The following is a 13,079-nucleotide window of genomic DNA, read 5'->3' on the forward strand; positions in this document are numbered from 1 at the left end:
TGGAAAAGCCCGGTCGCCTTCGAACGGAAAGTGGCCTAAACGAGCACTTGGGGCGGCACAAAGACGTGACAGGTCCACAAACTGCAATTCGTAGCTAATGTCAGTGTCCGAAATTCGGGGGGTAGCTCAGTTTCTGTTTCCGGCAACGAATTCCGGGAGGTGTGGACTTCTTGGCCATGCGTTCTCGCCAAAGGCGTCAGTCGTGGCCGCCGGTCAACGATCGGCGGCTTGGCATCCCCGAGACATCACGGAACTTCGCGGTTATTCCTCTGGCCTTCTTTCGGCGCGTCGGCGTCTTTTGGGGGCGGGGTCGGCTCGAATCCGGTCGCTGGTACGGCCTGACAGTTGACGTGGCTGCGCTATTTCGTGTCGTAGCTTGGGCAGCGGATGGTTCTGTCGTGCGGCTATCTTGGGTCAATATTCCCGGGGCGAGGCTCAACAAGATGAAAAAACCCGGTCTCGACGCGACCGATATTCGGATCCTCAGCGCCGTTCAGAGCAACGGTCAGATCAGCAAGTCTCGGCTTGCCGAGATCGTCAACCTGTCGCCCACGCCCTGTTGGGAGCGGCTCAATCGTTTGAAGGCCGCAGGCTATATCACCGGCTATCGGGCCGATATCGCGCTGAACAAGCTGTGCGATTTCACCAGTGTGATCGTCACCGTTTCGCTGGCCCATCACCGCAAGGCCGATTTCGACCGGTTCGAGGCGCATATCCGCACGCTGGACGAGATCGTGGACTGTATCGCGACGGGGGGCGGTATGGATTACGTCATGAAGGTGATCAGCCCGAACCTGGCGACCTTTCAGGAACTGCTCGACAAGCTGTTCTCGGCCGAGGTCGAGGTGGATCGCTACATGACCTATATCGCCGTGCGGCAGGTAAAGACCGGTCACCCGAACCTGACTCGGCTGCTGGCGCGATAGCGGGTTTTACCCGGCGCGGACGGTCGGTCTGACTTGGTGGCGAATTTCAGCCCGATCAGTCCGAATCCCGCCCGTTTTTTGGACCGGTTGCCGAAAATGCAGGCGCTACATCTCGGCCTATTCGGGAGACGCCACGGCAGCAGGTGCCGTCGGCCAGCAAGGGCGAATGACATGATGCAATCGGAAGACTTCGGGTTCGGCACCCAGATCCGCAAATCCCCCTATTTCGATGCCACCGTCCGGTGGGGCGCGCAGGGATTTTCGGTTTACAATCATATGTATATCCCCCGCGACTTTGGCGACCCGGAACAGAATTTCTGGAATCTCGTCAACGACGCGATCCTGTGTGACGTGGCCGTGGAACGGCAGGTCGAAATCACCGGACCGGACGCTGCGCGCTTCGTGCAGATGCTGACCCCGCGCGATCTGTCCAAGATGGCCGTCGGTCAGTGCAAATACGTCCTGATCACCAACGCGGAGGGCGGCATTCTGAATGACCCTATCCTGCTGCGGCTGGCGGAGGATCACTTCTGGATCTCGCTCGCGGATAGCGACATCCTGCTCTGGGCGCAGGGCGTGGCCGTGCATTCGGGGATGGATGTCAATATCTGCGAACCGGACGTGTCGCCACTTCAGCTTCAGGGGCCCATGTCGGGCGAGATCATGAAGGCGCTCTTCGGTGAGAGCATCATGGACCTGAAATACTACTGGCTGCGTGAATTGGAGCTGGACGGCATTCCGCTGATCGTGTCGCGCACCGGCTGGTCTAGCGAGTTGGGCTACGAGATCTACCTGCGTGACGGGTCCAAGGGCGACGTTCTGTGGGAAATGATCATGGCTGCCGGAATGCCTTTCGGGCTGAAGCCGGGCCACACCTCGTCGATCCGCCGGATCGAGGGGGGAATGCTGTCCTACCACGCGGACGCCGACATCCACACCAACCCGTTCGAACTGGGCTTCGACCGGCTGGTGAACCTGGATATGGAGGCCGATTTTATCGGCAAGGCCGCGCTGGCCCGCATCAAGGAAGAGGGCGTGACTCGCAAGCAGGTGGGCCTGATCGTCGAGGGCGCACCGCTGAAGGGGCCGAACACGACCTTCTGGACCGTAAACAAGGATGGCGAGGCCATCGGCAATGTCACTTCGGCGGTCTATTCGCCCCGGTTGCAGTGCAACATCGCGCTGGCGATGGTGGCGGCGGATCACGCGCATCTTGGGTTCGAGGTCGAGGTTGTCACTGCGTCCGGGCCGACTGTCGCCACGATCGTCGAACGTCCGTTCTACGACCCGAAGAAAAAGATCGCGGCCGCCTGAGCGCGCTGTCAGACCACGGGAACAGACACCATGTCCGATTTGTCCATCGAACTGCATTGGCAGCGCGCCACCCCCGTCTTGCAGACGGGCAAGTATTCGAACGCGCATACGGTGCAATATAACAACAGCTATGACGTCCAAGTGGACGCCGCCCCCGATTGGGGCGGCGATCCGGCCCACACCAACCCCGAACAGGCGCTGGCCTCGGCCCTGTCGAGTTGCCACATGATGACCTTCCTCGCGCTCTGCGCCAAGGCGGGCTGGCCGGTGGCGAGCTATCACGACTATGCCGTGGCGCATCTGGGCAAGACCCCCAAGGGGCAGATGTCCGTCAGTCGGATCGACCTGCACCCTGTGGTGCGTTTCGACACCGGGTTTTCGGTCTCCGACGCCGACCTGAAAGAGATGCAGCACCGCGCGCATCGCTACTGCTTTATCGCCAACTCGCTGGCGGACAGCGTCGAGATCAACATTTTCTGACAGACGAAAAAGGGGGGCCTGCCAGTGCAGACCGACGATATCCTTCTGCAGGATCTGGATGCTGATGGCATCCTGCGCCTGACCCTTGATGATCAGGCGCGGCGAAATGCGCTGTCCGAGGCGATGCTGACCGCGCTCGCTGCGGCCTTGGCCGAGGCCGGGGCCGACCCGGCGGTGCGCGTGGTCGTGCTGGCCGCAAATGGCCCGGCCTATTGCGCCGGGCATGATCTGAAGGAAATGACCGCGGGTCGCGCCGCAACGGATGGCGGGCAGGCCTATTTCACCAAGGTCATGGCGATGTGTTCGGGCGTGATGCAGGCCATCGTGACCTGTCCCAAACCGGTGATTGCAGAAGTCACCGGTATCGCCACCGCGGCGGGGTGCCAGTTGGTGGCCAGTTGCGATTTGGCCGTCGCTGCCGACACCGCGCGCTTCAGCACCCCCGGCGTGCATATCGGGCTGTTCTGCTCGACCCCCATGGTGGCGCTGTCGCGCAACGTCAGCAACAAGCACGCGATGGAGATGTTGCTGACCGGCGATATGGTGTCGGCTGATCGCGCCGAAGGGATCGGGCTGGTCAACCGTGTCGTGTCGCCCGAAACCGTAACCGGCACCTGCATGGAAATGGCGCGAAAGATAGCCTCGAAATCCTCCTTGACGCTAGCCACCGGCAAGCGCGCCTTCTACGCGCAGCAAGAGATGCCGCTGCCCGAGGCCTATGCCTACGCCTCGCGTGTCATGGTCGAGAACATGCTGGCCCGCGACGCGGAGGAAGGCATCGGTGCCTTTATCGAGAAACGCCAACCCCAATGGCAGGACGCCTGATCCCATGACCCGGAACCCCTATAGCCAAGGGCTGGACCGCAATCCGGCGAACCACCAGCCGCTGACGCCGCTGACCTTCCTTGAACGTGCGGCGACGGTCTTTCCGCAGCATACGGCCATGGTGCACGGGGGCCTGCGACGCAGCTACGCCGATTTCTACGCACGGTCCCGGCAGCTTGCTTCGGCGTTGGCGGGGCAGGGGATCGGGCGTGGCGATACCGTGTCGGCGATGCTGGCAAACACCCCGGCGATGCTGGAATGTCATTACGGCGTGCCGATGTGTGGGGCGGTTCTGCATTCGATCAACACCCGGCTCGATGCCGCGATCATCGCGTTTCAGCTCGATCACGCCATGTCGCGGATCGTGATCGTGGATCGCGAGTTCATGCCGCTGATGCAGGAGGCGTTGCGCCTCGCCACCGTGCGGCCCCTCGTGATCCAGTATGACGACCCGGAATACGACGGGGCCATCACGCCGGTCGATGCACCGGATTACGACGCGTTCGTCGTCAGCGGTGATCCCGACTTCGCGTGGCTGATGCCCGAGGATGAATGGGACGCGATTTCCATCAACTACACCTCCGGCACCACGGGCGATCCCAAGGGCGTGGTTTCTCATCATCGGGGGGCCTACCTGCTGGCGCAGGGCAACGCGCTGACGACGTCCATGCAGAAACACGCGGTCTATCTCTGGACCCTGCCGATGTTCCACTGCAACGGCTGGTGCTTTCCATGGACGCTGTCGGCCATCATCGGCACGCATGTCTGCCTGCGGCAAGTGCGGGCCGAGCCGATCTGGGCCGCGCTGGCGGATGAAGGCGTGACCCACCTGTGTGGTGCCCCCATCGTGATGTCGCTGATGATCTCGGCCCCCGCAGAGGCAAAGCGCGCCCTTGACCGCCCAGTGCAGTTTTTCACCGCCGCCGCGCCGCCGCCCGAAAAGCTGCTGGCCGACATGAAAACCGCCGGGTTCGACGTGACCCATCTTTATGGCCTGACCGAAACCTACGGCCCTGCCGTGGTCAATGACTGGCATCGGGATTGGGATGCGTTGCCGCCCGCCGACCAAGCGATGCTGAAATCCCGTCAGGGTGTGCGCTACCTGCCGCTTGAGGGGCTGACCGTGCTGGACCCCGAGACCATGGTCCCGGTGCCACATGACGGCAACACCATGGGCGAGGTCATGTTTCGCGGCAACGTGGTGATGAAGGGCTATTTCCGAAACCCGGAGGCCACCAAAACCGCCTTTGCCGGGGGCTGGTTCCATTCCGGCGATCTCGGTGTGGTGCATCCCGATGGCTACATCCAGCTCAAGGACCGGTCCAAGGATATCATCATCTCGGGTGGCGAGAACATATCGTCCATCGAGGTGGAAGAGGTGCTCTATCGTCACCCGGCGGTGTCCGTTGCCGCCGTGGTCGCCATGCCGCACGACAAATGGGGCGAAACGCCCTGTGCCTTCATCGAGCTGGCCGAGGGGCAGGTGTTGGACGATGCGGCCCTGCGCATCTGGTGTCGCGAACATCTGGCCCCCTACAAGGTGCCCGGTCGTTTCGTCTTCACACCGATCCCGAGGACGTCAACCGGCAAGATCCAGAAGTTCCTGATGCGCGATCAGGCGCGTGCGTTGGCGGGATAAATACACGGGTCGGGACACGCAGGCGCGCGCTACTGGATTGCGGGCAACTTTGCCGCCTATTTAGGGCCGGGGCGGTCCCGAAAAACCTCATGACACGGGTGCCGATCTCGGGCATTCAGATCAAATGAATGGCTTGATCTTCACGGCGCTGCTCCTCGTCGCCTATGTGGTGGTTTTCCCGATCGTTCTTGCGGTCAGGTTGGGCCGCGCGCGGGGCCAACTCGACACCCTGACTGCCGAGATGGCAATGCTGAAAGCGCAAGTGGAGCGACTGAAAGCGTCGGGCCTGCCGCCCGAGGCGGCGGGGGCATCCGACCAGAGGCCCGCGACGACAGTGGGTCCGCGCGAGGCGGCGGAGGCAACGCGCGACGCCGTCGTTTCGGCGGCCCCTGCAACCCGGTCTCAGACAAGTGATACGCCCGCGCCAACCCCGAGCGCGCCTTGGGGCGGCGGGGGCAGGTCGACACCGCCGCCCCGGCCGCAAAAGCGGCCCGTCCCCGAGCCGCGAGGGTCTTGGGGTCTCGAACGCGTCGCCAGCAACTGGATGGTCTGGGTTGGCGGGCTGGCCCTTGGGCTGAGTGTCGTGTTCCTGTTCCGCTACGCCATTGATCAGGGCTGGCTGACGCCGCTCTTCCGGGTTGTGGCGGGGCTGGTTTTCGGCGGCGTCCTGTTGTCGGTCGCCGAGTGGACCCGAACCCGCCCGCCAAAAGCACTGGGCACCGCCATCCGTGCGGATTTCATCCCGCCTGTGCTGACCGGCACCGGGCTGTTCGCGGTCTTCGTCTCGCTTTTTGCGGCCCATGCCTTGTATGGGCTGCTTGGGCCTGCCACGGGATTTGTCGCGCTTGGGTTGACGGCCTATGCCGGGCTGGCGCTATCCTTGCGCCACGGATTTCCGGTTGCGATGATCGGGCTTGTGACCGGCTACCTCGTGCCTGCGCTTGTCACTGCGCCCGAGGCGTCGGCGCTGCCATTGTTCCTCTATCTGTTGGTGCTGACGGCGGGCTGCCTTGCGGTCATGCACTGGCGCAAGTGGTGGGTTTTTGCCTACCTCACGCTGGCCGGGGCATTCTTGTGGCCGGCCTTGTGGATGCTGTCGGACTGGAGCCCGGCAGATCAGGGCATTCTGGTCGGCTATGCGCTTGGGCTGGCTGCGCTTTTTGCGCTCCTCTCAACGGATTTGCCGGTGAAGATGCCGGACAATCCGCTCTGGCGCTACGTGGCCTCCATGCTGACGCGATCCTCGGGCGTGGGCTTCGCCTTGTCGGGTCTGTTGTTGCTTTGGCTGGCCGATGCGGCGGGATATGACATGGTTTCCTTCGGCGCGTTCGGGGTTTTTGGCGCGCTGGCGATGGGTCTTGGGGCCCGGCGCGATGCGCTGGAGGGGCTGGTGCCGATGGCGGCCATCGCCGTGCTGGCGGTGGCCCTGTCCTGGCCGTCGCCAATGGCCGTCTCTCCCCCTGAGGCGTTGCAGGCCCTTGGCCGCGACAGCGGCGGGACCGCGCTGTGGCGCTACGTGATACCGGCTGAATTCACCGTGTTTTTCCGGTCTTTGATCGGGTTGGGCGCGCTGTTCGGCATTGGCGGGTTCGTCGGGTTGAGGTGGGGCCGCAGCCCCGTGATCTGGGCCGGTGTCGCGGCCGCCATGCCGGTGCTGTTGTTCGTGATCGCCTATTGGCGCATCGCCGCGTTCGAGGTGGATCTGAATTGGGCGGCGACGGCGGCGGTGATCGCGGTTCTGCTCTTTGCGGGGGCCATGGCGGTCGCCCGGGGCGACCCGCCGCGCCGCGATGTGCCGCTTGGCCTTTTTGCCGCTGGAACGACGGCGGCCCTGTCGCTGGCCATCGCCTGCCTGCTGCGCGAAGCGTGGCTGACCGTGTCGTTGGCGGTCGAGGTGCTGGCGCTGGCCTGGATCTGGTCGAAACTGCCGCTCAGGGAATTGCGGGCGTTGACGCTGGTCCTGGCCTCTGTGGTGGTCTTGCGGCTGGGGTTGAATGCAGAGTTGTTGGACTACACCGGAACGGTGTTCGGCACCTTTCACTGGGTTCTTTATGGCTACGGTTTGCCGGCGGTGGCGCTGTGGCTGGCCTCGCGCCTGTTTCGGGCGGGGGGCGATGACCTGACCGGAACGGTGCTGGAGATCGCGGCAGCGGGCTTTGCCTTCCTGATGGTGGCGCTGCAACTGCGCCTTTGGGGGGCTGGCAGTCTGAAAGAGCCACGCTGGACCCTTTTCGATATCGCGGTTCAGATCCTGTGGTCGCTGACCGCCGCCGCCATGTTGCTGCGCCGAGAGTTGCTGGCCCGCCACGGGTGGGCGGTCAAGGCCGGGCAGGGGCTGGTTTTGCTTTCGATGCTGATGATCGTTCTTGGCAGCGTACTGGCGCAATCACCCCTATTGGTGCCGCAACAGATCGGGTCATGGCCCGTGGTGAACCTGTTGGGCTTGGCCTATCTGGCGCCCGCCGCGATCCTTTTGCTGGTCAGCCTGCGCCCCGGCTTCGTCCTGACCCAAGCACAACGTCACCTTGCCCTGGCGATGGCAGGATGCCTGATCTTCATAGACCTGACGCTGGAAACCCGGCGCGCGTTCTGGGGCGAGGCGATGGCTTGGCGCGCGCAAACGCTGCCGGAAAACGCCGAGGTCTACGCCTATTCGGTTGTCTGGATTCTATATGCCAATGCCCTGCTGGGGCTGGCGATCCTGTTCCGGGCCAGGTTGCTGCGGCAAGCCTCGATGGTGGTGCTGGTGATCGCCGTGGCCAAGGTGTTTTTGTATGACATGTCGGACCTCACGGGGTTGTATCGCGTGGCGTCGTTCCTCGGCCTCGGGGTGGTGCTGATCGCAATCGCACGCATCTACCAGCGGTTCACGCAAGTGGCCCCCTCTGCGGATGACCCTGTCCGGGATGCGTCTGCCTAGCGGCTGGGGCATCGCTCCTGGGGGTCCGTGCAAGTGGCCGTTTCAAATGTCGAACGTTTGATGCAGGCTCGGCCTTTCGACGCGCGTCCCCTGCACCTTGGCGGCGAAGCTTTCTCGTGCGCCGTCTTCGCCGTGGATCAGGAAGGTGATGTCAGGCGCACGGTTCTTGCGGTGCCATGCCAGCAAATCCTTCCGTCCGGCATGGGCGGAGAAGCCATTGATGGTGTGAATTTGGGCCCGGACAGGGATGTGGTCGCCAAACAGTTTCACCGATTTCGCGCCATCAATGATGATCCGTGCCAAGGTGCCTTTGGCGGCAAAACCCACGAAGATCAGGCTGCAATCGGCATGTGCAAGGTTGTGGCGCAGATGGTGGCGCACCCGCCCGCCGGTGCACATGCCCGAGCCCGCCATAATGACCGCCCCGGCCCGGATGCGGTTGAGTCGAATGGAGTCAGAGGCATCGCGGGTGAAATGCAGATCCGGCAGTTTGAACGGGTCTTGACCGGATCGGATCATCCGGTCGACCGCGCCCTTCATCGCCTCGGGGTGCCGGTGAAAGATCTTGGTGGCCGAGATCGCCATTGGCGAGTCCAGAAACACCCGCATATCCGACGGCAGGGTTCCCGTGACCATGCCCCCACGCAGGAAAAACAAGAGCTCCTGCGCCCGTTCAAGCGCGAATGTGGGGATGATCACGTTGCCGCCGCGCGCGTCGGCCTGACGGATCGCTTCGAAGAATTCGTCCTGGGATTCGTCCATGTTGCGGTGATCGCGGTCGCCATAGGTGGTTTCCATGACGATGATGTCGGCGTCGCCGGGGGGCTGCGGATCATTCAGAAGCGGTCGGTTGGGAGGGCCGAGATCGCCCGAAAACAGGATGCGCCGGTTGCGGTCGTCTTCGGTCACGCTTAGCAGGATGCTGGCCGACCCCAGAATATGCCCCGCGTCATGAAAGGTGGCCGACGCCCCGTGGCCAAGGTCGATGGGCTGGCCATAGGTGGCGACGCGGCCCAGTTGGTCGAAACTGTTCACCGCATCAATGGTATCATAAAGTGGGTCGGACCCACCCTTTTGCGTCGCGTGCCGTTTGCGGCGGCGCGCCTCTTCCTCGTGCAGGTGGGCAGAGTCCAGCAGCACCAGCCGCATCAAGTCCCGCGTGGCCGCCGTGCAGATTATTTCGCCCGTAAACCCCAACTTGACCAACAGCGGGATGCGACCGCAATGGTCCAGATGCGCGTGGGTCAAAAGCAGCACGTCGACCGAGGCCGGGTCGAACCCGAACGGGGCGGCGTTGTCTTCGTGCAACTCGTGGCTGCCTTGAAACATCCCGCAATCAATCAGGATTTTTCGGTCGCCCGCCGTGACCAGATGGCAAGACCCCGTGACCCCGCCCGCTGCGCCGTGAAATGAGATCTGCATACCGTGTTCCTTCCGTTCCGTGCGCCTCGTCGGACCTCCAGTTGGGCATAGGGTCGGGCGTGGGACGTTGAGGCAGGTCAATCCCAGGATTTGACGACGCGAGCGCGCCACGCCGACCGCGTGTGGTCGGATTGGTCCCGGGGACCGCCCCCGGACGGGGGTAGCGCCGAAATGCGGTCCAGCGAGGCTGGCCAAAACGTTTGGGCCAAGCGCCGGGTGGTGCTTGGCCCAGGTTCGTTCCAATCGTGGATCAATCGGCTTGTTCTGCGCCGCCCGGGTCTTTCTGGATGGTCATCGTCGCTGCCGCGTAGCCGTCCAGTTGCAGCGCGACCGTCACGTCCTTCCCCGCGACGCTGGTGACGTAGATCGAGTTCGGGTTGGCCCGCAGGTGGCCGTCGGCGCCGCTGTCATCTACATGGAAACGCGCCTCGCCCCCGGCGGGAACCACGGTGTCGGGATGGGCGATGTAGGCCTCGTGCACGCCGCTGTCCTGATCGGTCATCGTGTAAAACAGGGTAAAGCCCGACAGGTCGGTGGTGCCGTCATTGACCACGGCGATTTCAAGGTGGTCCGGCGCGTCACGATGGGCGACCGGGTCAATGTTGTTCTCGACCAGAACCTCGATAATGTGGAACGGGGCAGGGGCACCGCCCGCCACGATGGGGGTCGGGGCAATGATGGGGGCGTCGTCTTGCAGGTCGCCGATGCCGTCGCCGTCCGTGTCCGGGCTGCCCGGATCGGTGTGCAGCAACGGTTCGGCGATGTCGGGCACGCCGTCTCCATCGGTGTCATTGGATTGGGCCAGAACGGCCCCCGGCACAAGCAGCAGGGCCAGAACGATGGCGGTGGTGGGGAACGTCTTCATGATCATATCTCCTGAGTAAGACGGTCGGGGTCGATGGGGCGCAGCAGCACGATGGCCGAGAGCCCGAGGGTGAAGAGGAAAAGGAACAGGACATCGCCGCGCCGCTCGGCCCAGATTTCGCTGATGGGACGGCCGGTATAGGTGTCCTTGATGCCCAGAACGGCAAAGCTGAATCGTTCGAGGTGCTTGGTGATCGAGGCGACCTCGATGCCGTTTCGAAAGAACTCGTACCCCGCGAAGCCTGCCTTGATGCGGTCTTGCTCGACACGCGGGATCGACAGGGCGGCAAAGACCCCGCCTGAAACCTGGTTGTCGGGGTCCATGGTGTCCCCGATCTGCGGTGCGACCAGAACCAGCAGCAGCCAGAAGGCAAAGGCGTAGATCAGGCCCGCCGCCGGACGCCGCAGCCAAAGGCTGAGGGCAAAGCCAACCGTGTAGAGGCAGCTGAGGTAGAGCGTCGCCATGACCCAAACCAGTGCCAGCCGCCCGAGGTCGTTCAGCGTGAGGCCCACGCCCGAGAGCAGATGCAACAGCGTCGCGCTGACGGCGAAGACCACGGCCAGCGCCCCCGCCGACAGGCCGACCCCGCCGATCAGCTTGGCGGCCAGAACCTTCCAACGCGGCACGGGGCGGGTCAGGATCAGGGCAAGCGTCTGGCGCCCCCGTTCCGCGGCGGCGGCGCGATAGCCTGCGATCAGGGCGATGACCGCCCCCATGATCTCGATCTGCTCGATGGTGCCGCGCAACAGTTTCAGCGGCCAGAGTTCCGGCGCCGCGATGTCCGAGGCCGACCGGCCAAGCGCCAGCAACTGGTCGCGCGCGGCGGCATAGGTCGTGGCATCGCCATGCAGGGCGGCGGCCCCGGACAGGACCGACACAAGCGCCGCCGCCGCAAGCGCCAGGGTGGCGATCAGGACGAACCGGTCCCGCAGGGCTTCGCGTGCGTCACGCAGCGCGATGGTCAGGATGGGAAAACGGGCAAGATCAGGCATCGGGGCCTCCGGCATTGGGGTCGAGGGTCAGGCAGGAAACGACGGCAAAGCCACCCGCCGCGATGAACCCCGCGACAAGGCAAGCCAGCGGCGCTACCAGCCCACGCGGGGCCAGAGCGTCCGGGCGGTAGCCCATCAACCCGGCGGACAGGTAATTGAAGTGTTCGGACAGCGAGATCGGGCCAAGCCAAAACCCGAGCTGCGTGAAAAGCGGCGTGTCAGGAGCCACGGCGAGACCAGAGATCGGATTGATCGCCGCCGTCGGGTTCACGTTGCCGGTGATCGCGGGCAGCACGAAGGTGACGGCCAGCCACAGCACCGTGGCCGCCAGCAGCCCGCCCGCCATCGTGGAAATCCGCGCTGCGGCCCCAAGCGCCACCAGCCCGAAAAGGGTCATGTAGCCCCATGCCAGCAAGAAGAATGCGGCAAGCCGCCCCCACTCTGCACCCGTCACATGTGCGCCGGGCAGCACGGCCAGTGTCAGCGCCGAAACCGTGGCGGCGGTGATCATCATGGCCGTGGTCGACAGGCACAACGCCGCGATCTTGCCACGAGCGAAGCTCGCCCGGCTGAGCGGTCGTGCGCCGATCAGGGGCAACACACCTGCGCGCCGGTCGCCCTCGATCAGGCGCTGGCCGATCACGATGGCGGCGAAGGTGCCGATCAGGCCGACATAGACCGTCACATTGCGCAGAACCGCTAGCGGCGATCCGAGGCTGACGGGGTTTGGCGGCACCGGCTCGCCCACCGAGGTCAGGTAGGCCGCGGCATCGGAATAGATCGTGTTCACGGTGTGGGTCGCCGACCAGCCAAGCCATGCCGAGACCAGCACCATCAGCGAAAACAACGCGATCACCAGCAAAACCGTCCGTTCCCGAACCAGCGTCGCCAGCGATTGCGTGCAGATGATACGCGCGCCGGTCATGCCGCGCTCTCCTGCTCACCGACGCCCAGGTAAAGCGCTTCCAACGCGCGGTCGTCGCCATAGCGTTCGGTCACGGCATCCATCTGGCCCTGGAAGACCAGCTTCCCATGCGCCAGAACCGCGATCGAACTACAGGTGCGGGACACTTCCGACAGGAGGTGAGTGTTCATGAAAATGGTCATGCCGCGGGCGTTGAGCTGTTCGATGATGTCGCGCAGCAGCCGCACGCCCATCGGATCGAGGCCCGAGGTCGGCTCGTCCAGAAACAACAGCGAAGGGTCGTGCAGAATTGCCTGCGCCAGCCCCACGCGTTGCCGCATTCCCTTTGAAAACGTGCCGACGCGGCGTTCGGCCAGCGGCTCGATCCCGAGAAAGGCCATGGTGCGGCCAACCCGGTCTGCGGCGTCCGAGAGACCGGAAAGGCGGGCGAAGAACATCAGGTTTTCGCGGGTCGTGAAACGGTCGTAGAGGCGGACGTTTTCCGGCAGGTAGCCGATTGCACCGCGCAGGCCGAGCGGGTCGGTCCGCAGGTCATGTCCCGCCACCTCGGCGGTTCCGCCGCTTGGGGGCAGCAAGGTTGTCAACAGCCGGATCGTGGTGGTCTTGCCCGCGCCGTTATGCCCGAGGAAGCCAAAGACCTCGCCGTCGGGGATGTCGAGTGTCAGGGGGTGCAGAACGGTCGTGTCGCCATAGCGCTTGGTCAGGCCGCGCACGGACAGGGCCAGGGATTGGTCTGGCATGGGGTATCTCCTTGTCTGTGGAAAATTGGCC

General features: G+C 64.1%; 11 protein-coding genes. 6 read left to right on the top strand and 5 right to left on the bottom strand.

Annotated features, from left to right (window positions below):
• Positions 1-443: 443 nt before the first annotated feature.
• The 6 genes from BKY27_RS17030 (at position 444) to BKY27_RS17055 (ending at position 8,104) form a co-directional block, all read left to right on the top strand.
• A complete protein-coding gene (locus BKY27_RS17030) occupies positions 444-926 on the top strand; it encodes an Lrp/AsnC family transcriptional regulator (protein WP_071675691.1) in 483 nt (160 codons plus the stop codon).
• A gap of 171 nt (positions 927-1,097) precedes the next feature.
• The gene (locus BKY27_RS17035; RefSeq protein ID WP_071675692.1) at positions 1,098-2,240 is read left to right on the top strand and encodes a glycine cleavage T C-terminal barrel domain-containing protein; all 1,143 of its coding nucleotides are present in this window, start codon (positions 1,098-1,100) and stop codon (positions 2,238-2,240) included.
• Between the two features lie 30 nt (positions 2,241-2,270).
• Positions 2,271-2,720 carry an OsmC family protein gene (locus BKY27_RS17040; RefSeq protein ID WP_071675693.1) on the top strand — a complete coding sequence of 150 codons (450 nt, stop codon included), beginning with the start codon at positions 2,271-2,273 and terminating at the stop codon, positions 2,718-2,720.
• Between the two features lie 24 nt (positions 2,721-2,744).
• Positions 2,745-3,545: an enoyl-CoA hydratase gene (locus tag BKY27_RS17045; RefSeq protein WP_071675694.1), complete on the top strand. Its 801-nt coding sequence runs from the start codon at positions 2,745-2,747 to the stop codon at positions 3,543-3,545.
• Positions 3,546-3,549: 4 nt separating this feature from the next.
• Complete coding sequence (locus tag BKY27_RS17050; protein ID WP_071675695.1) at positions 3,550-5,184, top strand: acyl-CoA synthetase; 1,635 nt, start codon at positions 3,550-3,552, stop codon at positions 5,182-5,184.
• Positions 5,185-5,308: 124 nt separating this feature from the next.
• Positions 5,309-8,104: a DUF2339 domain-containing protein gene (locus BKY27_RS17055; protein WP_071675696.1), complete on the top strand. Its 2,796-nt coding sequence runs from the start codon at positions 5,309-5,311 to the stop codon at positions 8,102-8,104.
• A gap of 42 nt (positions 8,105-8,146) precedes the next feature.
• Here BKY27_RS17055 and BKY27_RS17060 read toward each other — a convergent pair whose 3' ends face one another.
• From BKY27_RS17060 to BKY27_RS17080, 5 genes are all read right to left on the bottom strand, one after another.
• Positions 8,147-9,526, bottom strand: coding sequence for an MBL fold metallo-hydrolase (locus BKY27_RS17060; RefSeq protein WP_071675697.1), 1,380 nt, complete (start codon positions 9,524-9,526; stop codon positions 8,147-8,149).
• A 250-nt stretch (positions 9,527-9,776) separates the two neighbouring features.
• Positions 9,777-10,391 carry a hypothetical protein gene (locus BKY27_RS17065; RefSeq protein WP_071675698.1) on the bottom strand — a complete coding sequence of 205 codons (615 nt, stop codon included), beginning with the start codon at positions 10,389-10,391 and terminating at the stop codon, positions 9,777-9,779.
• Between the two features lie 2 nt (positions 10,392-10,393).
• Positions 10,394-11,383: an ABC transporter permease gene (locus BKY27_RS17070; protein ID WP_071675699.1), complete on the bottom strand. Its 990-nt coding sequence runs from the start codon at positions 11,381-11,383 to the stop codon at positions 10,394-10,396.
• The gene (locus BKY27_RS17075; RefSeq protein ID WP_071675700.1) at positions 11,376-12,308 is read right to left on the bottom strand and encodes an ABC transporter permease; all 933 of its coding nucleotides are present in this window, start codon (positions 12,306-12,308) and stop codon (positions 11,376-11,378) included. Before BKY27_RS17075 ends, BKY27_RS17070 begins: the two co-directional genes overlap by 8 nt.
• Entirely contained in the window at positions 12,305-13,048 is a 744-nt protein-coding gene (locus tag BKY27_RS17080; protein ID WP_071675701.1) for an ABC transporter ATP-binding protein, read from the bottom strand. Before BKY27_RS17080 ends, BKY27_RS17075 begins: the two co-directional genes overlap by 4 nt.
• Positions 13,049-13,079: the final 31 nt, after the last annotated feature.

This window comes from Nioella nitratireducens (assembly GCF_001879715.1).
GTDB classification, from domain to species: domain Bacteria; phylum Pseudomonadota; class Alphaproteobacteria; order Rhodobacterales; family Rhodobacteraceae; genus Nioella; species Nioella nitratireducens.